This window comes from Rathayibacter sp. SW19, from assembly GCF_030866825.1.
GTDB lineage: Bacteria > Actinomycetota > Actinomycetes > Actinomycetales > Microbacteriaceae > Rathayibacter_A > Rathayibacter_A soli.
In genome coordinates, this window is record NZ_CP133020.1 from 1 (window position 1) to 24,251 (window position 24,251).

The following is a 24,251-nucleotide window of genomic DNA, read 5'->3' on the forward strand; positions in this document are numbered from 1 at the left end:
ATGACAGCCGGGGACGAGTCTCTATCCAATGCGTGGTCGACCATCTTGGCCGCACTCGAATCCGACGAGCGCATCACACCGCAGCTCTATGGTTTTCTCAGCCTGGTCGAGCCGAAAGGCATCATGGCCGGCACTATCTATCTCGAGGTTCCCAACGAGTTCACCCGAGGGATGATCGAACAGCGCAGCAGAGTCCCTTTGCTCAGTGCGATCGGCAATCTTGCCGACGAACTCGCCGTTTCCACCTTCGCGATCGTGGTGAATCCGGATATCGCGCAGGAAACAATGCGCAACCCCCTCCCGCAGGAGCAAACCTATATAGAGGTTCCGGCCCCTGTCGCGCCCGTGACGGAGATCACCGCCGCCCCACGAGTCAACGATTCCCGGCTGAACCCGAAGTATAGTTTCGACAACTTCGTGATCGGGCAATCCAATCGTTTCGCCCACGCCGCGGCCGTCGCCGTCGCGGAGGCGCCGGCGAAGGCCTACAACCCCCTGTTCGTGTATGGCGACTCTGGTCTGGGTAAGACGCACCTTTTGCATGCGATCGGCCACTACGCGATGAGTTTGTACCCGGGCATCCGGGTTCGCTATGTCAGCTCGGAAGAATTCACAAATGACTTCATCAACTCGATCGCAAACAACCGCGGTTCCTCATTCCAGGCTCGGTACCGCAACATCGACATCCTGTTGATCGACGACATTCAATTTCTCCAACGCGCCGTCGAGACGCAAGAAGCCTTCTTCCACACATTCAATACACTGCACGATCACAACAAACAGGTCGTCATCACCAGTGATCTCCCACCGAAGCTGCTGACGGGGTTCGAAGATCGGATGCGTTCTCGCTTCGAATGGGGACTCATCACCGATGTGCAGGTGCCCGACCTCGAGACGCGCATCGCAATTCTCCGCAAGAAGGCGCAGAGCGAAAAAATTCAGGTGCCAGACGACATCCTCGAATTCATGGCGACCAAGGTGTCCAGCAACATCCGCGAGCTTGAGGGAACGCTCATCCGCGTCACCGCGTTCGCGAGCCTCAACCGCACACCCGTCGACATGAACCTGGTGCAGACGGTGCTCAAGGATCTGATCACGCTCGATGATGACAACGTCATCGCGCCCGTCGACATCATTACGAACACCGCAGACTATTTCAAGCTGTCCGTCGACGACCTCTACGGTTCTTCCCGGTCACAGGCGATTGCGACGGCACGCCAGATCGCCATGTACCTGTGTCGCGAGTTGACGAACCTATCCCTCCCGAAAATTGGACAACTCTTCGGCAACCGCGACCACACCACCGTCATGTACGCGAACAAGAAAATCAGCGAACTCATGAAGGAGCGGCGGTCGATCTACAACCAGGTCACAGAGCTGACAAGCCGTATCAAACAGAATCAACGCTGAGGCCGCCACCGAATTTCGACCCGTGTTCCGCACTATATTCACACTGTGGATAACTTGTGGAAAGTTAAGGCATAACCGCGCGTCAGATGTTGACGAATGCGCGCTCCTTGTGAGTCGGCGACCATGACGACCACCAACTTGCGCGGACGAAGCCGGGCGTGTCCCACAATCCCTCAACAACTTTCACCGGTGTAGTTCCCAGCGATCGACGCGCGTGAACATGGTTATCCACAGTTTCCACATCGGTTAAGACGATTACTCCTTAATTCCATTCTCTGCTCCGACACACAACCTTGACCATCGAACATGCCCGGCAATTGACCACTCCACGCAGACACCACACCCACGCTCTCGCTCTTCAGGCAAGCGCTAGCATTGTGTCCACATGTGTTCATCGGCAACAGTGTGCTCTTCAGCGACAGGGGTGACTTCGTGAGGTTTCAAGCCAATCGGGACGTACTGAGTGAGGCGGTCTCATTCGCCGTGAAGCTGCTGCCGCAGCGAACGACTCTCCCGATCCTGAGTGGCGTTTTGATCACCACGACTCCGACCGGCATCACGCTTTCGTCATTCGATTACGAGGTGTCTGCACAGACCGAGATCGCGGCCGACGTCGAAGAGCAGGGAACCGTGCTCGTCTCTGGTCGACTGCTGGCAGAGATTGCAAGCAAACTGCCGAATGCGCCCGTCCGGTTCTCCACCGCCGAGTCACGAATCTCGGTAACCTGTGGTTCCGCCAACTTCACACTGCTATCCATGCCGGTTGAGGAATATCCAAGCCTGCCGCAGGTAGGCGAAGATGCGGGCCTGGTTCCAGCCGACGCATTCGCTGAAGCCGTTGCACAAGTCGCGGTTGCAGCGTCGCGCGACGACGTGACCCCGGTCATCACCGGCGTGCAGCTCGAGATCGCGGATAACAAGCTCAGCTTGGTTGCCACAGATCGCTATCGGGTGGCCGTACGGGAAATCGATTGGGACGCATCCGACAGCGGAACGAGTGCGGCCACCGCCCTGGTTCCAGCTCGCACGCTGCAAGAGATCGGCAAGACCCTCGGCCACAGTGGAACGATTTCCGTGGCGATCACGTCGAAAGACGATCGAGAGTTGATCGCATTCACTGCAGACAAGAAGACTGTGACATCACTGTTGATCAAAGGGAACTTCCCGCCGGTCAAGAGGCTTTTTCCCGACACAGTTGACAACTATGCCGTCATCAACACGGCCGAACTTGTCGAGGCGACTCGGCGAGTTTCGCTCGTGTTGGAACGTGAGGCAGCGCTCCGTTTCACGTTCAACGCTGACGGGCTGCGGCTCGAGGCGATTGGGTCGGAACAGGCACAGGCATCCGAGACCATTGACGCGTTGCTCACCGGCGACGACACAGTTGTCTCGCTCAAGCCACAGTTTTTGTTGGATGGCCTCGGCGCCGTGCACTCGGAATTCGTGCGCATCTCGTTCACGAAGACCGAGAACCCGAATAAGCCCGGGCCCGTTCTGATCACCAGCCAGACCAGCAAAGAGCAGGCCGGTTCAGACAGTTATCGATACCTGCTGCAGCCCAACCTGCTTCTGCGATAGTCGAATTCACCTACGTAGCCGCGTCCGAACAGATAGAACAAAAGAGGGATTCTCATGCATATCGGCCTCATCGGTCTCGGAAAAATGGGCAACAACATGCGCAGCAGGCTCGAACAGAAAGGCATCGAGGTCACCGGATATGACACCAATCCCGAGTTGACTGATGTGCCGACTCTTGCGGCGCTTGCGGCAGCTCTGCCGACTCCGCGAACCGTTTGGGTGATGGTGCCGGCCGGCGCAATAACAGACTCAGTCGTTTCCGATCTCGGTACCGTTCTCGAGAAGGGTGATCTGATCATCGATGGCGGGAACTCTCGTTTCACCGAAGATTTCAAGCACTCAGAACAACTTGCGCCTCAAGGCATCGACTTCATGGACGCCGGAGTCTCGGGAGGGGTGTGGGGCTTGCAGAACGGTTACGGGCTCATGGTTGGCGGCAGCGCGGCACAGGTCGAGCGTGTCATGCCGGTGTTCGACGCTCTGCGACCTGAAGGCCCGCGCGATGAAGGGTTCGTGCATGTCGGTGAGGTCGGAGCCGGTCATTACGCAAAGATGGTGCACAACGGCATCGAGTATGCGCTGATGCAGGCGTTCGCAGAGGGATACGAACTCTTGGACACACGCAAGGACATCGTCAAAGATGTGACCGGAACATTCAAGGCATGGCAACGGGGAACCGTTGTGCGTTCGTGGTTGCTGGAACTTCTCGTGCGCGCGCTCGAAGAGGACCCGGAATTCGAGCACATCGAAGGCTACGTCAACGACTCCGGAGAGGGTCGCTGGACGGTCGAAGAAGCGCTTGCAAATTCTGTTCCAGTGCCGACGATCAGTGCGTCGATTTTTGCACGATACGTCTCACGCCAGCAGGACTCTCCTGCGATGAAGGCCGTTGCGGCGTTGCGCAATCAATTCGGCGGACACGCGGTGAAAGCTGTCGACTGAGCTTCTGCCCCTGAGCCTCAGTTATCGTTCCCTGAGCTTGCCGAAGGGTATGATGATCCGCCTTTCGGCTTTGCTCAGGGAATGGATGGAAAAAGGTGAGCGAGCATGCGCGTCGTGCACCTCTCGTTGACCGATTTTCGCAATTACGCGCGCGCCGAAGTGCCGCTGCACCCTGGGCCGAACCTTTTCATCGGCCGGAACGGCCACGGCAAGACCAACCTCGTCGAGTCGTTGGGCTATCTGAGCACGCTGGGATCGCACCGCAGTTCGAGTGATCAGGCGTTGATCCGCAAGGACACCGATGCTGCCATCATCCGCGCACGCGTGCAGCACGAGTCGAGAGAGCTGCTGGTCGAGGTGCAACTCAATCGAGGCTCGGCCAACAGGGCCCAGGTCAACCGGTCGGCTGTGAAGGTGCGAGAACTCCCGCGCTACTTTTCCAGTGTGATCTTCGCGCCGGAGGACCTCGCTCTCGTTCGCGGTGAGCCGGGCGTGCGTCGCCGCTTCATCGACGAGCTACTGATCCAACGCACTCCGCGGCTAGCCGGCGTGCTTGCCGATTACGATCGTGTGCTCAAACAGCGCAACAGCCTTCTGAAGTCCGCTCGCGCAACGAGGGTTCGCCTTGATCAGCTCGGAACACTCGAGATCTGGGATGAGCGGCTCGTCACGCTGGGCAGCGAGATCATCGACGAGCGGGTGCGTTTGACGCACGAACTCTCCGCGCCATTGCGAGCCGCCTACCAGTCTGTGGTCGGCGATGATCACTCGCCACGGTTGAGCTCTGTTCTCAGCATTCACGACGAGGGTGCCCCAACAGAGAATTCCCCCGCAGCTGGTCAGACTGCTGAGGTCTTCCACGCGGCGATCGCGGCATTGCGCGGCAAGGAACTGGAACGGGGGATGACGTTGGTCGGCCCGCACCGCGACGACGTGCTGTTCGAGCTCAACGGTATGCCGGCGAAGGGTTATGCAAGCCACGGGGAGTCGTGGTCGTTTGCGCTCTCACTCAGACTCGCGTCGGCTGAACTGTTGCGGCAGGATTCTGTCAGCGGAGATCCTGTTCTGATCCTCGATGATGTCTTCGCGGAGCTGGATCGCACACGGCGGCGGATGCTTGCGGAGGCGGTGCACAACTTCGAGCAGGTGCTGATCACAGCAGCGGTGTACGAGGACGTTCCCGCGGAGCTGACAGCGCACACCGTGCACATCGAGGCCGGGGTCGTGTCTGACGACCTGAGCACCTCCCGATCAACCGTGCCTGACAGACCATGACAGAGTCAGCGGAGGTGTATCAGCGTCTGAAGGCGCTGTTCTCGGCATCCGTTTATCGTGCACCGAGACAATCGACTCGTCCACTGGATGGTTCCGCCAGTGTGCCATTCGGTGCTGGGCGTGATCCGCACGGGCTCGGCAGCGTCGTAGACGCGCTGACGGCGCGGCTTGGTTGGAATTCCCCGCTGGCACAGTCTGAACTCGTCGCCTCGTGGAACGAATTGGTCGGAGCAGACACAGCAGAGCACTCGAGCCCGGTCGGAATCGACGACGGTGTGCTGACCGTGCGCTGTGAGTCGACGGCGTGGGCCACGCAGCTGCGAATCATGCGCTCAGAGTTGCTCAAGCACATCGCGGACCGCTTCCCGGACGCGGGCATCCAATCAATCCGATTTCAAGGACCCGACGTACCATCCTGGAAAAGAGGCCCCAGGTCGATTTCAGGGCGTGGTCCACGCGATACCTACGGGTAGCAATGCAAATCTGGTCACCCGAGCAAAACTAAGGCCCCAGATCGCCGTATATGGCTCCAAGGTGGCCGTCGACTTGGTAGACTGAGTGGTCACCTACTGTGCGGTCAGGAGCCTAATCTTCATATGACATCGGAATCCACAAACGCTCTTCCCGACGACTCCCAAGACCACGATACTTCTCCAGCAGATACAACCTCAGCAGATACATCCCCGACAGCTACAACCCCGACAGCTACAACCCCAGCCGCGACGCCGATCACCAGCGGGCACACGTCCCACAGTTATGGTGCGAGCGACATTCAGGTGCTCGAGGGCCTCGAAGCCGTGCGCAAGCGTCCCGGCATGTACATCGGATCGACGGGTCCGCGCGGGCTGCACCACCTGGTCTCGGAGATCGTCGACAACTCGGTCGATGAGGCACTGGCCGGCTACGCAGACGTGATCAACGTCACCATCAATAGGGATGGCAGTATCCGCGTTGTCGACAACGGTCGCGGTATTCCGGTGGCCGAGCATCCGATCGAGAAGATTTCTACCGTTGAGGTCGTGCTGACCAAACTGCACGCGGGCGGCAAGTTCGGCGGCGGCGGCTATGCCGTCTCCGGCGGACTGCACGGTGTTGGCAGTTCGGTTGTCAATGCGCTCTCGACCCGCTTCGAGGTCGAGGTCAAGCGCAACGGGTACATCTGGTGGATGGCGTTCGAAGATGGCGTACCGCTGGCGCCGCTCGCGCGCGGTGAGGAATCGAGCGAGACCGGAACGACGATCACCTTCTGGCCGAATGCAAAGATCTTCGAAACCGTGCATTTCGACTACGAGACCCTACGCACCCGCTTCCAGCAGATGGCGTTCCTGAACAAGGGCCTGCGAATCACGTTGAACGATCTGCGCGCTCCCGAAGAAGGAGAAGACGCACGCTCAGACAACTTCATCTACGAAAAGGGTCTGGTCGATTACGTCCAGTACCTGAACAAGCTCAAGCGCGCCGAGATCGTGAATGACGAGATCATCTCATTCGAGTCGGAGGACACGGACCGCAAGATCGCGCTCGAGGTTGCGATGCAATGGACGAGCGGCTATACGGAGAGTGTGTACACCTACGCCAACACCATCAATACCCACGAGGGTGGTACGCACGAGGAGGGTTTCCGCGCCGCGCTGACCACCCTGGTCAACAAGTACGCGCGCGATAAGAATCTGCTGAAAGAGAAGGACGATAACCTCTCCGGCGACGACGTGCGTGAGGGGCTCACAGCCGTCATCTCGGTCAAGCTCGCCGAACCACAGTTCGAAGGCCAGACCAAGACCAAGCTCGGCAACACTGAGGCGAAGGCGTTCGTACAGAAGGTTGTCGGTGATCAGCTTGGCGACTGGTTCGCTCGTAATCCGAACCAGGCCAAGGAGATCATCCGCAAATCACTTCAGGCCGCGACCGCACGCATGGCTGCACGGAAGGCTCGCGAGACTGCTAGACGCAAGGGCCTGCTCGAGGGCGGCGGAATGCCCGGCAAGTTGAAAGACTGCCAGAGCAAAGACCCTTCGTTGTCTGAGATCTTCATCGTCGAAGGCGACTCGGCCGGCGGCTCAGCCGTGCAGGGGCGCAATCCGGAGACACAGGCGATTCTGCCGTTGCGCGGCAAGATTCTGAACGTCGAGAAGGCGCGGCTCGACCGTGCGCTCGGCAATAACGAGGTGCAGGCGATGATCACCGCGTTCGGTGCCGGCATCGGTGAAGATTTCAACCCGGACAAGGCGCGGTACCACAAGATCGTCTTGATGGCGGACGCCGATGTCGATGGTCAGCACATCACCACACTGTTGTTGACCCTCCTGTTCCGCTACATGCGGCCGCTGATCGAGTTGGGCTACGTCTATCTCGCGCAACCACCGCTGTACCGGTTGAAATGGAGTAACGCCCCGCATCAGTACGTCTACTCGGATATCGAGCGCGACGCGCTGCTGACCGACGGGCAAGCTGCCGGCTGGCGCATCCCGAAAGACAACGGGATCCAGCGCTATAAGGGTCTGGGTGAGATGGACTACAAGGAGCTCTGGGAGACCACCATGAGCCCGGAGACCCGCACGCTGTTGCAGGTCACGCTCGATGATGCTGCGGCGGCGGACGAGATCTTCACAACGCTCATGGGTGAAGACGTTGAGGCCCGCCGGAGTTTCATCCAGAAGAACGCGAAAGACGTGCGCTTCCTCGATATCTGAACACACCCTGTCGGTCCCTGAGCTTGTCGAAGGGCCGCATCCGCGAGGCACTTCGGCAAGCTCAGCGACCGGAATATAGAGAGAAGAATTCATGGCTGAAGACGACATCACACCACCGGACGATACCCCCGTCGATCATGGCGTCCACGGCAAGATCGATCAGGTCGATCTTCAGCTGGAAATGCAGCGCTCCTATCTCGACTACGCGATGAGCGTGATCGTCGGGCGCGCACTGCCCGAGGTGCGCGATGGTTTGAAGCCGGTGCACAGGCGCGTGATCTACGCGATGTTCGACGGCGGCTATCGGCCGGATAAGGCGTTCTCGAAGTGCGCGCGCGTCGTCGGCGACGTGATGGGGCAGTTCCATCCGCACGGTGACTCGGCCATCTACGACGCTCTCGTTCGGCTGGTGCAACCGTGGAGCCTGCGCTACCCGCTCGCTCTCGGCCAGGGCAATTTCGGTTCGCCCGGCAACGATGGTGCGGCAGCTCCCCGGTACACCGAGACGAAGATGGCACCGCTTGCGCTCGAGATGGTGCGCGATATCGATGAGGAGACCGTCGACTTCGTCGACAACTACGACGGTCGTACGCAGGAGCCGTTCGTATTGCCCGCCCGGTTCCCGAACCTCCTGGTCAACGGCTCGGTCGGCATCGCCGTCGGCATGGCGACGAATATTCCTCCGCACAACCTGCGAGAGGTCGCCGACGGAGCGCTTTGGCACCTGGCGAATCCGGATGCGACACGGGAAGAGCTTCTCACGGCCCTGATGGCGCGTATCAAAGGGCCGGATTTTCCAACCGGAGCCCAGATTCTCGGTATCAAGGGCATCCACGACGCATACACAACCGGCCGCGGATCCATCACGATGCGCGCCGTCGTCAACGTCGAAGAGATTCAAAACCGCACCTGCCTCGTCGTCACAGAGTTGCCGTATCAGGTCAACCCAGACAACCTGGCGATCAAGATCGCCGAGATGGTCAAGGATGGCAGGATCAGCGGAATCGCGGATATCCGGGATGAGACATCCGGCCGTACCGGTCAGCGACTGGTGATCGTGCTCAAGCGGGATGCCGTGGCGAAGGTTGTTCTGAACAACCTCTACAAGCACACGCAGCTGCAGGAGAACTTCGGCGCGAATATGCTCGCCATTGTGGACGGTGTGCCTCGTACGCTGCCCATCGACGGATTCATCACGGCGTGGGTCGACCACCAGGTGGATGTCATCGTGCGGCGCACGCAGTTCCGGCTGCGCAAGGCCGAAGAGCGCGCGCACATTCTGCGTGGCTACCTCAAGGCACTGGATGCGTTGGACGAGGTGATCGCGCTCATCCGGCGCTCACCAACAGTCGATGACGCCCGTACGGGGCTCATCGAGCTGCTCGACGTCGACGAACTGCAAGCCAACGCAATCCTGGAAATGCAGCTGCGGCGCCTCGCGGCACTGGAACGGCAGAAGATCATCGATGAGGCCACTGAGATCGAGGCCCGCATTGTCGACTTCAAGGACATCCTGGCGACGCCGACACGGCAGCGCGTCATCATCAGTGAGGAACTGACGGAAATCGTCGATAAGTTCGGCGACGAGCGACGCACGGAGATCATGTTCGGATTCGACGGTGACATGTCGATGGAAGACCTGATCCCCGAAGAAGAGATGGTGGTGACCGTCACGCGGGGCGGTTATATCAAGCGCACCCGCAGCGACAACTACCGTTCCCAGCACCGTGGCGGCAAGGGCGTGAAGGGCGCCCAGTTGCGCGCGGACGATGTGGTCGAGCACTTCTTCGTCACAACGACGCACCACTGGCTGTTGTTCTTCACGAACAAGGGCCGCGTCTATCGGGCGAAGGCCTACGAGGTGCAGGAGGCAGGGCGCGACGCGAAGGGCCAGCATGTCGCGAACCTGCTGGCGATGCAACCCGAGGAAGAGATTGCAGCGATTCTGGACATCCAGAATTACGAAGCGGCCCAGTATCTCGCCTTGGCGACCCGGGACGGATTGATCAAGAAGACAGCGCTGGCCGAGTACGACACGAACCGCTCCGGTGGCATCATCGCGATCAAGCTCCGCGAAGAGGATGAACTCGTTGCGGCCCTGCTCGTCGAGGAGGACTCCGACGTTCTTCTTGTCTCGAAGAAGGGGATGTCGATCCGTTTCACGGCGACCGATGAAGCGCTCCGACCGATGGGACGCTCAACCTCCGGCGTTATTGGAATGCACTTCCGCGGCGGAGACTCACTGCTTGACGCATCCGTTGTCGATGGTGAAGGCGAGTATGTATTCGTCGTGACGGAGGGCGGCTACGCGAAGCGGACATCCGCCGATCAGTATCGACTGCAAGGTCGTGGCGGGCTTGGAATCAAGGTTGCGAAGCTGAGCGATGACCGTGGAGACCTTGTTGGAGCTCTCATGGTTGCCGAAGACGACGAGGTTCTTGTGGTTCTTGCCAGCGGCAAGGTGGTACGCTCTGCGGTGGCTGAGGTTCCGGCCAAGGGTCGTGACACCATGGGTGTCGTCTTCGCACGATTTGCAGAAGAAGACCGGATCATTGCCGTCGCACGAAACACCGAACGCAACATTATCGCCCCAGATGAAGATGAAGCTGATGAAAACACAGCTGATGAAGAAGAAGCCGAGCATGACGAATCGGCAGGGGATGATGAGACAGGCGCCACCGGGAAGGATGAAACTGTAGATGAGTAGTAGCGTTGCCGAGAAACTGGCGAGGAAATCCTCGAGGAGACCCTCGTCGAAGCAAGTGCGGCTCAAGCTTGTCTACATCGACTTCTGGTCGAGTGTGAAGCTGTCGTTCTTGGTTGGACTCTGCATCGCAATTGTCGGGGTCGTTGGCATGTTCCTGGTTTGGACGGTGCTCAACCAGACCGGAATCTTCGATCAGGTCAACAGCCTATTCAAAGACATCTCCGGCGCAGGCGGAACCGACCTCAAATCGATTCTCGGCCTCGGTCAGGTGATGGGCTTTGCGATCGTCGTCGGAATTCTTGACGTCGTTGTGGTGACGGCGCTCGGTGCCATCTTCGCTCTGCTGTACAACTTGAGCGTGAAGATCACCGGTGGGCTGTTGGTCGGGTTCACCAACAACTGACGCGCCGAAAACCAACAGCTCGATTCGCACCCGGTAGGTGAAATCCTGTAGTCTTTCATCTGCCCATTCGGGGGTATAGCTCAGGCGGTTAGAGCGCTTCGCTGATAACGAAGAGGTCCCAGGTTCAAGTCCTGGTACCCCCACTGCGGTCCGATTCGAATCCGAATCGGGCACGCCCCGAGGGGCCTTAGCTCAATTGGTAGAGCGCCTGCTTTGCAAGCAGGAGGTCAGGAGTTCGATTCTCCTAGGCTCCACACTTTCATTCAATCCGCGTCGGCCGCGTGCACCCGTGTCAGTCACGGGCAGTCGGTGTCGATCGCAGCGAGTAACGTAACCCCGGTGGACATCAGAGTTGCGGCGTACGCCGTCATCATCGACGACGAGCGACGCATCCTGCTCGCGCATTGGAACGAGCACGGGCACAGTGGCTGGACGTTGCCCGGTGGGGGTCTCGAACCCGGTGAGGACCCTGCGGACGCAGCGGTGCGGGAAATCCACGAGGAGACCGGCTACAACGCCGCTCTAGATGGGTTGCTCGGAATCAACTCACACGTCGTTCCCGGCGATCAGCGCATCAACGGTTCCGGCCGACCATTGCATTCGCTTCGGATCGTGTACCGCGCCCGAATCATCGGTGGCGACCTCATGAACGAACTCGATGGAAGCACCGATGAGGCGGACTGGTTCGCCCTGGCGGCCGTGGCGCACCTGGAGCACGTTGGTCTCGTCGATGCTGCGCTGCGGATGGCCGGGCTGCCGTGAAGCGGTGTAGTGGTCTCGATACGCTCGCCCTTCGGCAAGCTCAGGGACAGGCGCTCCCTGCTCGACCACCAAGAACTACTCCGTCGCGTCGGACAGGGGTGCGGCAGAGTCGTCGTCGGCTACCCAGAGCTCATCATCGGCGCGGAAGGTCTGCCATACCGCGTATGCGACGCCGGCGAGTGCGACAGCGCCGACCCCGATCGCAAAAACGGTGCCGAAGCCCGGACCTGACTTCTTGACCTCGACCGGGGCATTGCGGCCCGACAGGCGGCGAACCGCAGCTTGAACGCGAGCGTCGTTGGCGACATCCGCAACGCTCAGCGCGGTGCCGAGAGCAGTTCCGATCGCCGGAACAATGTTGTTGTTGACGACATCGCCCGCCCCGCGGGCAATTCGCCGCGAGTAGTACGCGCCGCGGTTCAAACCGGGCTGAACATAGGTCGCATAGCTGTCGCGCACGCGCGGAGCCACTTCCTCCCTCGTGAGGTGACCGGCCTGGCGACCGGCTTCTCGAGCGATTGAACTCGCGCGATCCAACACGTCTTGTTGCGCGTGCCAGAGATCCTCAGCGTTCCCCCGAAGTCGGTTCAGTTCCTTTTGGCGCTTACGTGACAGACTCATCTGGACCTCCATTGCGTCGTGAAGCGAACTGAGTCCATCTTGCCACGCAATGCGCCCAGCGCTTCAAATACTCAGCGCGACCTGTCAGTGTAATGCGCCGCGGGATGCAAGAATTGAACACATGTCTAAGCACACCGCTGTCGCAACGCTCCACACCAACTATGGAGACATTGTCGTGAACCTTTACGGCAACCACGCTCCGAAGACCGTCAAGAACTTCGTCGGTCTGGCAACGGGCGAGCTCGAATGGACCCACCCGCGCACCGGCGCGACCAGCAAAGACAACCTGTACGACGGCGTCGTGTTCCACCGCATCATTCCCGGCTTCATGATCCAGGGCGGCGACCCGCTCGGCACGGGCACCGGCGGCCCCGGTTTTCAATTCGACGATGAGATCAACCCCGACCTCGATTTCACCGCGCCGTACATGCTTGCCATGGCGAACGCAGGCATTCAGCAGGGTCACGGCACCAATGGTTCGCAGTTCTTCATCACCGTCGGCGCCACAACGTGGCTGCAGGGCAAGCACACCATTTTCGGCGAGGTCGCTGACGACGCGTCGCGCGCCATCGTCGACAAGCTCGCCGCTGTTCCAACGGATGCCCGAGACCGGCCGCTTGACGATGTCGTGATCGAGTCGGTCACCGTCGTCGACGCCTAGAGCACACGCTCAGCCATACGCTTTCGGAAGGCAGAACCCCGTGACGCAGGCCTCCCAGTCTGCCGCTAACTATTGCTATCGCCACCCTGAGCGGCAGAGTTTTGTGCTCTGCCAGCGGTGCGGTCGCACGATTTGCGGTGAGTGCCAGACGCCTGGCGCCGTCGGTGTGATCTGCCCGGAGTGCATGAAGCAGCAGCGGGCGACCGCGCCGCGCACGAAGCCGGCCATCCTGACCAGGATGACGGGCGCTGGTGCACCCGTCGTGACCTACGCGATCATCGGCGTCTGCGTCCTGGTGTTCATCCTGCAGTCCCTGCCGGGCGTTGGCGGCACGGTCACGGCCGCGCTGCAGTATGCGGGCCTGTACAACTACCCGCAACTCTTTGAGCCATGGCGGATGTTCACCGCAATCTTCGCCCATGCGAGCATCATTCACATCGCTCTGAACATGTATACCCTGTGGCTGTTCGGCATGATCCTGGAACCGATGCTCGGGCGGATGCGTTATCTCATTTTGTTCCTGCTGAGCGGCCTCGCCGGGTCCATCGGTGTATTTCTCATCGCAGACCCCCGTCAGCCGGTGATCGGTGCATCCGGTGCGATATTCGGAATGCTGGCTGCGTTCCTGATCATCCAGCGCAGGCTTGGCGGCAACGCCACGCAGCTGCTGATCCTCGTCGGCATCAACCTAGTGATCGGGTTCGTCATCCCAGGCATCGCCTGGCAGGCTCATCTCGGCGGCCTGGTCGGTGGGGCACTGGTCGGGTTGATCTACGTGGAGACCCGTCGGGCCTCCCGTAAGAACGTGCAGATCGTTCTGTTGAGCGCACTGACTGTCATCATGATCCTGGTCAGCTGCTGGCGCCTGTTCGTGTGAAGGCTGCCCTTCACTTCGACAGGCTCAGCACAGGCGGCAAGCTCAGGGACCGGCCGAAGTTATCCACAGGGTTTCCCACAATGGGGATAGTTACAGCCGTGTAATTGTCCTCAGAGATGAGGACACACGCGTGGCGCCGTCAACGCCACCGAGTCGTCATCAAGAAGCCCACGAATGCGATGCCGAAACCGATCAGGATGTTCCACGCACCGAGCTGCGGAATCGGGAACTGACTCTGGCTCACGTAGAACACGACGATCCAGGCGAGCCCCACCAACATGAAGCCCAGCATGAGGGGCTTGAACCACACCGGGTTCGGAATGTCGTCGCGGGAAGTAGCGGTCGCGGCGGCATCATTGCGCTCGCGCTTCGATCGGGTTTTGGAGCCAGCCATAAGAACCAAGTGTAGCCGGTCGATTCCGGGCATCCACAGAGAGCCTTGAATGAGCCACGATAGAATCACGAACATGGATGAGCCGGACGCACAAAGCGCACCCGACGCCTCATCAAGACAGCCCACGCACCGTTCAGGCCGCAGTCGACGGCAACGGCCTTCGCGCAGAGTGTCCGTGGTCGGGGTATTCGGCGAACTGTTGATCACGGCCGGACTAGTCGTGCTGTTGTTCCTCGGCTGGCAGACCTGGTGGAACAGTGCCGTGCTCGCGGGGCAGCAGACATCTGCAGCTGCCGCGCAGAGTCAGCAATGGTTGGAACAGAGCCGCTCACATCACACACCGGCGCCTACGGCGACACCGACCTCAACACCGGGAGCGACGTCCGCCCCGGTCGACTACGGTCCCCCTCCCGTGATGAGCCCTGTCGCCTTTGCGCAGCCGCTCGCCGTGATCTACATTCCTCGCTTTGGCGCTGACTGGAAACGCATCATCCGCGAGTCTGTCGATGTGCAGAGCGTTCTGAACAGCTACGACGCTGGAGTCGGGCACTACACCGGAACGCAGATGCCCGGCGAGGTCGGCAACTTCGCGATTGCTGCCCACGACACCGGATATGGCAATGCCTTCCTGAATGTGTCGAAGCTCCAACTCGGCGACAAGATCTACGTCCAGACGAAAGACGGTTTCTACACGTACGAGTTCCGCAATTTTCAGTATGTGCGGCCGACAGCAGTCAATGTGCTTTTGCCGGTGCCGCAGGCGCAGGGGGCCGCGGCGAGCGATCGCTTGATCACGCTCACGACCTGCAACCCGCCGTATCACGCGCAGGAACGCATCGCGGCGTTCGGCGTTTTCGATTCCTGGCAACCGCTGAGTGATGTACCTGCGGCCATCGCCGGCCAAGTGAGCGGGAGGTAGTTTCGTGTATGCAGCTTTATGGCGGGTTCTGCCGGGTCCGGTCTGGGTACGTATCAGCATCCTTCTGATCCTCTTGGCCGCCGTGCTCTACGCGCTTGTCACCTGGGTGTTCCCCTGGGTCGACGCCACGTTGGTCGGCAATGAAGAAGGAACAGTGGCAACATGACCCGGGTACTCGTCATCGACAACTACGACAGCTTCGTTTACACGCTGAACGGCTATTTGCGCGAACTGGGTGCTGAGACGGAAGTTGTGCGCAATGACGCCTTCCCGATCGAAGAGGTCGAGGAACGCTTGACGCACTACGACGCGGTGCTGCTCTCTCCGGGGCCGGGAAAGCCGCGAGACGCGGGGATGTCCATCCCGATCGTCAGGGCCGCGCTTCACTCCGGCACCCCTCTTCTGGGAGTCTGCCTTGGTCACCAGGCGATCGCTGAGGCGTTCGGCGCCACTGTCACGAACGCGGAAGAACTGATGCATGGCAAGACGTCACTGGTCAGCCATGACGAAAGCCCGTTCTACGAAGGCGTACGCCAACCGTTCACAGCAACGCGCTACCACTCGCTTGCCGTTGTTGCGAACACGATTCCGTCCGAGTTGATTGTGACGGCCCGCACGGCCGGTGGCGTGATCATGGGGTTGCGGCACGAGAGCGCACCGATCTTCGGTGTGCAATTTCACCCGGAGTCCGTGCTCACGCAAGACGGTTATCGGATGCTGGGCAACTGGCTCGTCGAGGCAGGCCTAGCGACCGCGCACGAGACAGCGCGCACGCTGGACCCGCTGCTGGTCAGCACAGCTCCGGTAAGTACAGGTCCGGTCAGCACAGCTCCGGTAAGCACTACTCCGGCCAGCACAACTCCGGCGGCTGACTAACCTAACCGTTGCAGTAGTTGAGCGTTACGGCCGAACCTTGCGGGGCAAGGCCGGGGCCGGGCGACTGGCTCACCACAAGCGTGCCAGGCTGTGCCTTGCAACTGGGGTCCGGTTTCGGGTCGGCGGTCAACTGCAGGTCAGGTGCCTGAAGCAGACTCGTCGCCGCGCCGATCGACTGCCCCGTGAAATCAGGCACGGTGACACTTCCGTTTGAAACGTTGAAGTTGATGGTGTCACCCTCGTGGGCTTGGGTATTCGCCGCAGGCTTTGTGCTGATCACAACGTTGGCGGGCACCGTCGGGGAGTTCTGCTGATTGACCAGCCCCAGCTGGAACCCGGCAGCCGTCATCGCTTTCTGCGCGTCGGCTATCGACTGTCCTGTCACATCGGGAACCGCCGCGGCCTTCTTGCCGCTGGAGACGTAGACGGTGACCTGGTCGCCCTTCTGGGCGATGATGCCGCTGTCTGGATCGGTGCTGATCACCTTGCCTGCTGGAACGGTCGCGCTCTCCTGGTTCGTGATCGACCAGGTGAGATCGCTCTTCTTCAGCTCGCTCGTGGCCTGATCCAACGTTTTGCCGATCACATTCGGCACGGCACGAGACACGTTGGAGAGCTGTGTCGACGGTGTCTGGCTGAACACCCAGAGCACCAGAGCGACGACGATGATTGCAACGCAGAGGATGCCCGCCCAGATCCAGACCACGGGTGGCCGGTTCTGGGTGCGCACCATTGTGTCGTCTTCTGTGAGTTGGCGCAACGCCGCCTCTGTGCCGGTTATGCCACCGGTCGGTGTGCCGAACAGTGTCTCTGAGAACGCATCCCGCTGGCGGTGCACAGGGATCTTGCCGGAGCCGGCTGCTTCCAGCTCTCGCCGAAAATCTGCAGCGCTCTGGTAGCGATCGGCCCGATCCTTCGCCAACGCGTGCAGCACGACGGTGTCGAGGGCAGGCGAGACCTTCGGGTTGATCACGCTGGGCTTGGTCGGTGGCTCACTGACGTGCTGGTATGCGACGGCTACGGGGGTGTCGCCACGGAAGGGTGCTCGCCCGGTGAGCATCTCGAAGAGCACGACGCCGGCCGAATACAGATCGCTGCGAGCGTCAACCGTTTCGCCCTTGGCCTGTTCCGGTGAGAAGTAGCTTGCGGTGCCGAGGATCGCGGTGGTCTGCGCAACGGTGGCGGATGAGTCGCTGATGGCTCGCGCGATACCGAAATCCATCACCTTGACTTGCCCGGTCTGCGTGATCATCACGTTGCCGGGCTTGATGTCGCGGTGCACGACACCCGCACGATGCGAGTATTCGAGTGCGGTGAGGATGCCCACTTCGATTCGAACGGCTTCGCCGGCCTCGAGCGGGCCGTCCTTGATGATGTCGCGCAGCAGTCTGCCGTCGACATATTCCATCACGATGAACGGGGCCTGGACTTCGCGACCGTTCGCGTCGCGGAGCGTCTCTTCGCCGGCGTCGAAGACGCGCACGATCGTCGGATGCGCCATCCGTGCCGCAGACTGCGCTTCCTGACGGAAGCGAGTGCGGAAAGCAGGGTCTGTCGCAAGCGACGACTTGAGCAGCTTGATCGCGACGGTGCGCCCGAGTCGGGCATCAATGCCGCGATAGACGTCGGACATGCCGCCGTGACCGATGAGTTCGCCCACCTGATACCGTCCGGCGAGGATGCGGCGGTCTTCGGTCACGCGGCTCTCCAGTTCGGTGCTCTCCGGGTCAGGCAATACTTGCGCCTAAGTGTATCGGGGTCAAGCTGTGCATCCGCTAAGGCTTGATCGCCACCGGCAGTGATTGGGTTGACTGTGGCGACTCGACGGACTCGCCGCAGAAGATCGTGTACGTCACCGTGACCGTCTTTCCGGCAGCTGTCGACGGTACGGTCCAGGAGGTTCCTGCGGCCGAGCCGGAGACCGGCCCCTGGCCCTGCCCATCAACGTACAGTTGGTGGCCGGTGAGGTTCTGGCCGGCCGGGCACGATGCGGTGCCCCAGGCGAATTGCGCCTGATCGCCAACGTTCAGCGGTTGAGCCGGTGAGCTGAGCGTCACTGTGTCGGTCGGGGCGCTCGGTTGCACGACCGGGCCGTAGAACGTCAGCGTGATCGTGGCCGTGAACGGCACGGTTCCTGTCGGGTTGACGCCGTAGACGGTGTTGACCTGGGCGGCGGTCGTTGCCGCCTTACCCTGATTGTTCGTGATGTTCTTGAAGCCAAGCGCGTTGAGCGCGGCCGTTGCCTGATCAAGCGTCTTTCCGACGTAGTCGGCTTGATTGATCGACCCAGAGGTCGCCACGGGAGTGCTTGTCTGCGTCTGCGGCGGGGGAGTCGAATGCGTCGTCGCCGTGCTAGCGCTTGGCGTGCTCGCCGGGGCGTTTCCACCGCGATTTTGACTGAGCAATGCTATGAGCGTTCCACCGAGCACGATCACGAGGAGCGCGATCAGCGCGATCAGCGGCCAGGTCCACGGGCTGCGCTTCTTGGCCTTCTTGTCGTCGGGAACCGGGGTGGTTGCCGTCGGTGTGGCGAGCACCGTCGTCGCCTCTGTTGCGCCCGCGATTGACGCAGGCAGCAGCATGGTCAGACCGTCCGGCTCACCGGATGCGTTGGTCAACACGGCAGGAACGGCTGCTGCTGCCGCCGCCACGTCGCCTCTTCGCAGAGCCTGTGCTGCACGCGCCAGGTGCGCTGCCGAGGCGGGGCGGTCCTGTGGGTTCTTGGCGATGCAGGAATACACCAGGTTGCGAACGGGCTCTGCAACGGTGATCGGAAGTTCGGGTGGCGCCTCGTTGATCTGCGCCATGGCAATCGCGACCTGCGACTCACCGCTGAACGGTCTGCGGCCGGCCAAGCACTCGTAGGCGACGATGCCGAGCGAATAGATGTCGGTCGTCGGCGACGCGGGATGCCCGCTGGCCTGTTCCGGGGAGAGGTATTGCACCGTTCCCATCACCTGGCCGGTTGCCGTCAGCGGAACCTGATCCGCGATCCGGGCGATGCCGAAGTCGGTGATTTTGACACGGCCATCCGGGGTGATCAGAAGGTTGCCCGGTTTGATGTCGCGGTGCACGAGCCCTGCCGCGTGCGCGGCGTGCAATGCCGCGGCGGTCTGCGCAACGATGTCCAGCGTCTTGTCGCTCGAGAGGGTGTGCTCGCGCTCGAGGATCGTGGAGAGCGCCTCGCCGGGCACAAGCTCCATGACGAGGAAGGCGCTACCGTCTTCCTCGCCGTAGTCGAACACGTTGGCAATGCCTTCGTGGTTGACGAGCGCCGCGTGCCGGGCCTCAGCGCGGAAGCGCTCGAGAAAGCCCGGATCGCCGAGGTACTCGTCTTTCAAGATCTTGATGGCGACCGTGCGGCCGATCACCTGGTCGGTTGCCTGCCAGACTTCGCCCATGCCGCCGATCGCAATGCGCGACTGCAGCTCGTAACGTCCCCCGAAGGTGAGCCCTGCTGTGGGTCTCATTTACTCAGCACCGCCTCTAGTACTTTCTTCGCGATCGGGGCAGCAACAGCATTGCCGTTGCTACTCTGACCGAGTCCGCCACCATTTTCCACGACAACTGCCACGGCGAATTCGGGATTGTCGGCGGGCGCAAATCCGGTGAACCACAGCGTATAGGGCTCATTGCCCGCGTTCTGCGCTGTTCCCGTCTTTCCACCCACACTGACCCCGTCTATTCTTGCATTACCCGCGACGCCGTTTGCCACGTTATTGACCATCAGCTGCGTCATCGTCGTTGCGACGTCTTGGCTGATCGCGCGGCCGAATTCCTTGGGTGTGAAGCCGGTTCCCGCCACCTGAGTGAGGGAGGGGGTCTGCACCGACTCGACGAGATTCGGTTCCATCACCACGCCGCCGTTCGCGATCCCAGCGGAAACGAGCGCCATCTGCAGCGCTGTTGCCGTGTCGCTCGCCTGCCCGAACGCGCTCATGCCTGTCTGCGCCGAGTCGCCCGAGTAGCCCGGGTACGAACTCTTCGACGACTGCATCGGGATTGTGAATGCACTGTTGAAACCGAAGGCCTCCGCCTGCTTCTTGATCGTCGGCGACTTCAGCTCGATGCCGAGTTCTGCCATGGGGATGTTGCAGGAGAGCTGCAGGGCGGTTTCGATCGAAACCGTTGCGCCGGGCCCGCAGGTGGTGAAGCTGTCATTGCGAACGACCGTATTCGTGCCGGGCAGTGTGAAACTCGCCGGGTTCGGCAGCTGGCTGTCCTTCGTGTACTTGCCGGTCGACAGGGCGGCGGATGCGACGACGAGCTTGAACGTGGACCCCGGCGGGTTCAGATCGGTATACGCCTTGCTGACCAGAGGGTTGCCGGGCGCGTTCAGCAGAGCTTGGTAGGTGGCATCCACCTGCTTGGAATCGTGCGCGGCCAGCGTGTTCGGGTCGTAGGACGCTGTCGACACCAGTGCCAGGATGCGGCCAGTCTTCGGCTGCACCACGACGACAGCGCCCTGAAGGCTGCCGAGCGCCGCATAGGCTGCCTGTTGCGCTGCCGGGTCGATGGTCGTTGCAACCGAGTTGCCCTGCGGGCTCTTGCCGGTCAGGATGTTGTTCAATCGCTCCAGGAATGTGGTGTTCGATGTGCCGCTCAGCTGCGTGTCGAGTGCGCCCTCCAGGCCGGTGGCTTGTCCGTTGATCGGGAAGAACCCGGTCACCGGCGCGTAGAGCGGCCCGTTCGTGTATACGCGCTGGTATTTGTAGTCGTCTTTGCTGGGCACCGATTGTGCGACCGGTTGCCCGGCGACCAGGATGGCGCCGCGCTGCACGTTGTAGCCATCCAGACGCGTGCGCGAATTGCGCGCGTCGGCGTTGAGAGAGTCGGCTTCCCCCACCTGAATGACGGACGTCGACACGAACAACGCAATGAACATCAGCAGCACCACGATGCTCACCCGTTTGAGCTCTCGGTTCATCAGCTCACCACCATTCTCGGCTGGTTTCGCACCGTATCAGACAGCCTTAAGAGCAACGCGACGATGATCCAGTTCGCCACGAGGGAGGATCCGCCTGCCGCGAGGAACGGCGTCGTCAGACCGGTCAACGGAATCACCCGGGTGATGCCGCCGATCACGATGAAGGTTTGCAGGGCAACCGTGAACGAGAGGCCGACGGCCAGGAGTTTGCCGAAGTCATCCTGGCCGGCGAAGCCGATGCGGAAGCCGCGGGAGACGAACAGCAGGTAGAGGCACAGGATGGCGAACAGGCCGATGAGCCCGAGCTCCTCGCCGAGGCTCGCGATGATGTAATCGCTGTTCGCAACGGGGGTGATGCTCGGGTCACCTTGGCCCAACCCTGTGCCGAGCAAGCCGCCGTGAGCCAGGCCGAACAGCCCCTGCACCAGTTGGTAACTGCCTGCAAAGGCTTTGTCGTACTGGTGTTGGCTGAACGGATTCAGCCAGTTCTCGAAGCGGCCTTGCACGTAGCTGAGCACCTGGCTCGCGATCAGGGCTCCGCCGACGAACATGATCAGGCCGAGCAGCACCCAGCTGACCCGTGCCGTCGCGACGTAGATCATCACGAGGAACAGACCGAAGTACAACAGGCCGGTTCCAAGGTCGCGCTGGAACACGATCACGGACATCGAAATGGCCCAGATCACGAGAATGGGCAGCAGGTCACGCAGCCGCGGAAAGCGGATCCCGAGGAACTTCGTGCCCGTGAGCGAGAGAGAGTCACGGTGTTGCACGAGGTAGCCCGCGAAGAAGATGGCCAGAGCGATCTTCGCAATCTCGCCGGGCTGGAAGGTGAAGGTGCCGATGGCGATCCACACGCGAGCACCGTTGACCTCCTTGCCGATCAGCGGCAGCATCGGCAGGAGCAGCAGCACGATGGCGGTCAGGCCGGCTAGGTAGGTGTAGCGCTGCAGCACTCGATAGTTGCGAATGAGCAGCATGACGATGATGCTGCAGGCGATCGCGATGGCCGTCCAGACGATCTGGCGCACCGCTGCGCTCTCCCACCCGAAGTCTTTGTACGCAAGGTCGATGCGGTAGATCTCCGCAATGCCGATTCCGTTCAGCACCGTGGCGATCGGCAGGATGAACGGGTCGGCATTCGGCGCGATGTAGCGCATGACGATGTGCAGAGCCAAAACCAGGACCGCGAGCCCGGCACCGAGAAACACCAGGGTGAGATCCGCGTGCCCGATCGCACCGAGCTGCACCAGCACGATCGCGATCGCGTTGATGATGCAGGCGAAGATGACCAGCACCAACTCGAGGTTGCGCATCTTCGCGGGCAGGCGCAGGCGCTTGACCTTGCCGGCATCCGGTGAGGGTTGCGATGCGCCGACCACGGCGGCTGACTGCTTACTGTCCGGCATTGGCCAACTGATTCACGATGCGCTCGGCATCCTCGAGGGAGTCTGCGTTGATGGTCTGTTCGACCTGTTGCCGCTCATAACTGCTCAGCTCGGAGACATGCGTTGTCGTCTCCTGATAAATGTGCGAGAGGGAGATCGGGCCGAGGTCCTGCTGCACGCCGGAGAAAATGGCGACATTGCCGTCTGGTGCCGCACCGACGAAGTACCGGGACTGGGTCCATTCGTAGCCCAGTACGAGCGCGAGCACGATCGCGACCACGAGAAGCACTGCCGCCGTCAGCCAGGTGAGCTTGCGGCGGCGAGCTCTGCGTTGATCCTCCTCGATCAGTTCGCCGAAGTAGTCTTCGGTCTGCGGTTCGAAATGAGTCGGTCCGGTTGCCGGTTTGACCGGGTGCAGTCGTAGTGATGGCACCCAGGTTTTGGCCCGCACGGGGTCTTGGGCGAACGCGAGTGGTGCGGCGGCAGATCCGACCGTTACTGGCTCCGCTGCGGCTTCGCCCCGGTCGATGTCCAGGACGACGACGGTGACGTTGTCTGGTGCACCGGCATCAAGGCTTGCGCGCACGAGCTTTTCGCCGACCTCTTTTGGCGAGTCTGCAAGATTTGACACGATCCCGGCCAACTCGTCGGCCTTGACGACGCCACTGAGACCGTCTGAGCAAATCAGCCAGCGATCCCCCGGCATCGTGTCATGCGTCCAGGTGTCGATCTCGGGGTGAGCATCGACGTCGCCGAGAACGCGCATCAGCACCGAGCGCCGCGGATGCACGAGCGCCTCTTCCTCCGTGATGCGGCCGGTGTCGACCAGTCGTTGCACGAATGTGTGGTCGACGCTGATCTGGGTGAACTCGCCGTCGCGTAACAGATAGATGCGGGAATCGCCGATGTGTGCAAGGGCCACTTTGTCGCCAACGCGGGCGATCGCGCTGACCGTCGTTCCCATTCCGGTCAATTCAGGATGCTCGAACACCGTCTCTGCAAGGAGAGCATTCGCTGCAATCAGAGCCGACTGCATCGAGAACAGGGCTTCCTCTGCGGTCACGTACGCGACATCCGCTTCTTTGATGCGGTTGAGCGCGATCGCCGAGGCGACATCGCCGCCGGCGTGACCGCCCATGCCGTCTGCGACGACGAAAAGGTTGTGGCCGGCGTAGCCGGAATCTTGATTGTTCGCTCGGATCTTGCCCACGTGCGACAGTGCGGCGGCTCGGTTGACCTGCGCCATGCACTACCGCCGAAGTTCGAACGTGGTCGTTCCGATTTTGATCGGAGTGTTCAAGGCCACCTCGGTGGGCACGCTCACCCGAGTGCCGCCGAGGAAGGTGCCGTTGGTCGAGTCGAGGTCTTGAATCATCCACTTGTCGTTCCACAAGAGCAACCGGGCGTGGTGCGTTGACGTGTAATCGTCACGGATGATCAAGCCGGAGTCACCGCTGCGACCGATGGTGAGAGGGTCGCGACCAAGCGGCAGCTCGGTGCCCTGCTTCGGGCCCGAGGTGATGACAAGGTGCCCTGCCGTGAGTATCGTTGCAGCCGGATTTCCATTGGACGAACCCGCACTCGACGAGCGGGTCGGGCGAGGGGTGCTCAGGGGAGCACTGGTGTTCGCGGGCGTCGCGAGGGGGGTGGGAGTTGGCGGTGCCTGTGCTGCGCTGGCTGCTGCGTTCGGTGCTGCCGCCGGCACGTTTGCGAACGGTGAGGCGGCGGCATCCGCGGGGAGTTTGCGCACACGTTGACCGAACAGATCAGTGCGCAGGGCGTAGACGATGGCGAAGACGAACAGCCACATCAGCAGCAGGA

General features: G+C 61.2%; 22 protein-coding genes and 2 tRNA genes. 16 read left to right on the forward strand and 8 right to left on the reverse strand.

The window, feature by feature from the left end:
• The 11 genes from dnaA (at position 1) to QU604_RS00055 (ending at position 11,767) form a co-directional block, all read left to right on the forward strand.
• Complete coding sequence (gene dnaA / locus QU604_RS00005) at positions 1–1,410, forward strand: chromosomal replication initiator protein DnaA (RefSeq protein ID WP_308466754.1); 1,410 nt, start codon at positions 1–3, stop codon at positions 1,408–1,410.
• A 432-nt stretch (positions 1,411–1,842) separates the two neighbouring features.
• Positions 1,843–2,988, forward strand: coding sequence for a DNA polymerase III subunit beta (gene dnaN / locus QU604_RS00010; RefSeq protein ID WP_308469001.1), 1,146 nt, complete (start codon positions 1,843–1,845; stop codon positions 2,986–2,988).
• Between the two features lie 54 nt (positions 2,989–3,042).
• Positions 3,043–3,930: a phosphogluconate dehydrogenase (NAD(+)-dependent, decarboxylating) gene (gnd, locus tag QU604_RS00015; protein ID WP_308466755.1), complete on the forward strand. Its 888-nt coding sequence runs from the start codon at positions 3,043–3,045 to the stop codon at positions 3,928–3,930.
• A gap of 105 nt (positions 3,931–4,035) precedes the next feature.
• Positions 4,036–5,205 carry a DNA replication/repair protein RecF gene (recF, locus tag QU604_RS00020; RefSeq protein ID WP_308466756.1) on the forward strand — a complete coding sequence of 390 codons (1,170 nt, stop codon included), beginning with the start codon at positions 4,036–4,038 and terminating at the stop codon, positions 5,203–5,205.
• A complete protein-coding gene (locus QU604_RS00025; RefSeq protein ID WP_308466757.1) occupies positions 5,202–5,678 on the forward strand; it encodes a DciA family protein in 477 nt (158 codons plus the stop codon). The genes recF and QU604_RS00025 overlap by 4 nt, the downstream gene beginning before the upstream one ends.
• Positions 5,679–5,801: 123 nt before the next feature.
• Positions 5,802–7,895 carry a DNA topoisomerase (ATP-hydrolyzing) subunit B gene (gene gyrB, locus QU604_RS00030; RefSeq protein WP_308466758.1) on the forward strand — a complete coding sequence of 698 codons (2,094 nt, stop codon included), beginning with the start codon at positions 5,802–5,804 and terminating at the stop codon, positions 7,893–7,895.
• Positions 7,896–7,986: 91 nt separating this feature from the next.
• Positions 7,987–10,602, forward strand: a complete 2,616-nt coding sequence (gyrA, locus tag QU604_RS00035) for a DNA gyrase subunit A (protein ID WP_308466759.1) — start codon at positions 7,987–7,989, stop codon at positions 10,600–10,602.
• Positions 10,595–11,005: a DUF3566 domain-containing protein gene (locus tag QU604_RS00040; protein ID WP_308466760.1), complete on the forward strand. Its 411-nt coding sequence runs from the start codon at positions 10,595–10,597 to the stop codon at positions 11,003–11,005. Before gyrA ends, QU604_RS00040 begins: the two co-directional genes overlap by 8 nt.
• A 69-nt stretch (positions 11,006–11,074) precedes the next feature.
• Positions 11,075–11,148, forward strand: a tRNA-Ile gene (locus tag QU604_RS00045).
• Positions 11,149–11,186: 38 nt separating this feature from the next.
• Positions 11,187–11,259, forward strand: a tRNA-Ala gene (locus QU604_RS00050).
• A gap of 85 nt (positions 11,260–11,344) precedes the next feature.
• Complete coding sequence (locus tag QU604_RS00055; RefSeq protein ID WP_308466761.1) at positions 11,345–11,767, forward strand: NUDIX hydrolase; 423 nt, start codon at positions 11,345–11,347, stop codon at positions 11,765–11,767.
• A 75-nt stretch (positions 11,768–11,842) separates the two neighbouring features.
• Here QU604_RS00055 and QU604_RS00060 read toward each other — a convergent pair whose 3' ends face one another.
• A complete protein-coding gene (locus tag QU604_RS00060; protein ID WP_308466762.1) occupies positions 11,843–12,388 on the reverse strand; it encodes a hypothetical protein in 546 nt (181 codons plus the stop codon).
• A 121-nt stretch (positions 12,389–12,509) separates the two neighbouring features.
• Here QU604_RS00060 and QU604_RS00065 point away from each other — a divergent pair, with 121 nt between their 5' ends.
• Positions 12,510–13,049, forward strand: a complete 540-nt coding sequence (locus tag QU604_RS00065; RefSeq protein ID WP_308466763.1) for a peptidylprolyl isomerase — start codon at positions 12,510–12,512, stop codon at positions 13,047–13,049.
• A 184-nt stretch (positions 13,050–13,233) separates the two neighbouring features.
• Positions 13,234–13,926 carry a rhomboid family intramembrane serine protease gene (locus QU604_RS00070; protein ID WP_308466764.1) on the forward strand — a complete coding sequence of 231 codons (693 nt, stop codon included), beginning with the start codon at positions 13,234–13,236 and terminating at the stop codon, positions 13,924–13,926.
• Between the two features lie 139 nt (positions 13,927–14,065).
• Here the strand turns inward: QU604_RS00070 and QU604_RS00075 are convergent, their stop codons facing one another.
• The gene (locus tag QU604_RS00075) at positions 14,066–14,320 is read right to left on the reverse strand and encodes a cell division protein CrgA (RefSeq protein WP_308466765.1); all 255 of its coding nucleotides are present in this window, start codon (positions 14,318–14,320) and stop codon (positions 14,066–14,068) included.
• 73 nt (positions 14,321–14,393) lie between these two features.
• Here QU604_RS00075 and QU604_RS00080 point away from each other — a divergent pair, with 73 nt between their 5' ends.
• From QU604_RS00080 to QU604_RS00090, 3 genes are read left to right on the forward strand one after another with little or no spacing between them, the layout of a single operon-like run.
• The gene (locus QU604_RS00080; RefSeq protein ID WP_308466766.1) at positions 14,394–15,239 is read left to right on the forward strand and encodes a class E sortase; all 846 of its coding nucleotides are present in this window, start codon (positions 14,394–14,396) and stop codon (positions 15,237–15,239) included.
• Positions 15,240–15,243: 4 nt separating this feature from the next.
• A complete protein-coding gene (locus QU604_RS00085) occupies positions 15,244–15,405 on the forward strand; it encodes a hypothetical protein (RefSeq protein ID WP_308466767.1) in 162 nt (53 codons plus the stop codon).
• Positions 15,402–16,115, forward strand: coding sequence for an anthranilate synthase component II (locus QU604_RS00090; protein WP_308466768.1), 714 nt, complete (start codon positions 15,402–15,404; stop codon positions 16,113–16,115). Before QU604_RS00085 ends, QU604_RS00090 begins: the two co-directional genes overlap by 4 nt.
• A 1-nt stretch (position 16,116) precedes the next feature.
• Here QU604_RS00090 and pknB read toward each other — a convergent pair whose 3' ends face one another.
• The 6 genes from pknB to QU604_RS00120 all read right to left on the reverse strand — a co-directional run bounded on the left by pknB (position 16,117) and on the right by QU604_RS00120 (position 24,240).
• Entirely contained in the window at positions 16,117–17,814 is a 1,698-nt protein-coding gene (gene pknB, locus QU604_RS00095) for a Stk1 family PASTA domain-containing Ser/Thr kinase (RefSeq protein ID WP_308469002.1), read from the reverse strand.
• A 76-nt stretch (positions 17,815–17,890) separates the two neighbouring features.
• Positions 17,891–19,585: a protein kinase domain-containing protein gene (locus QU604_RS00100; protein WP_308466769.1), complete on the reverse strand. Its 1,695-nt coding sequence runs from the start codon at positions 19,583–19,585 to the stop codon at positions 17,891–17,893.
• Positions 19,582–21,042, reverse strand: coding sequence for a peptidoglycan D,D-transpeptidase FtsI family protein (locus QU604_RS00105; RefSeq protein WP_308466770.1), 1,461 nt, complete (start codon positions 21,040–21,042; stop codon positions 19,582–19,584). Before QU604_RS00105 ends, QU604_RS00100 begins: the two co-directional genes overlap by 4 nt.
• A complete protein-coding gene (locus QU604_RS00110; protein WP_308466771.1) occupies positions 21,042–22,451 on the reverse strand; it encodes an FtsW/RodA/SpoVE family cell cycle protein in 1,410 nt (469 codons plus the stop codon). The genes QU604_RS00105 and QU604_RS00110 overlap by 1 nt, the downstream gene beginning before the upstream one ends.
• Positions 22,438–23,676 carry a PP2C family protein-serine/threonine phosphatase gene (locus QU604_RS00115; RefSeq protein ID WP_308466772.1) on the reverse strand — a complete coding sequence of 413 codons (1,239 nt, stop codon included), beginning with the start codon at positions 23,674–23,676 and terminating at the stop codon, positions 22,438–22,440. Before QU604_RS00115 ends, QU604_RS00110 begins: the two co-directional genes overlap by 14 nt.
• A 3-nt stretch (positions 23,677–23,679) precedes the next feature.
• On the reverse strand, positions 23,680–24,240 hold the full coding sequence (locus tag QU604_RS00120) for an FHA domain-containing protein FhaB/FipA (protein WP_308469003.1): 561 nt from the start codon (positions 24,238–24,240) through the stop codon (positions 23,680–23,682).
• Between the last annotated feature and the right edge of the window lie 11 nt (positions 24,241–24,251).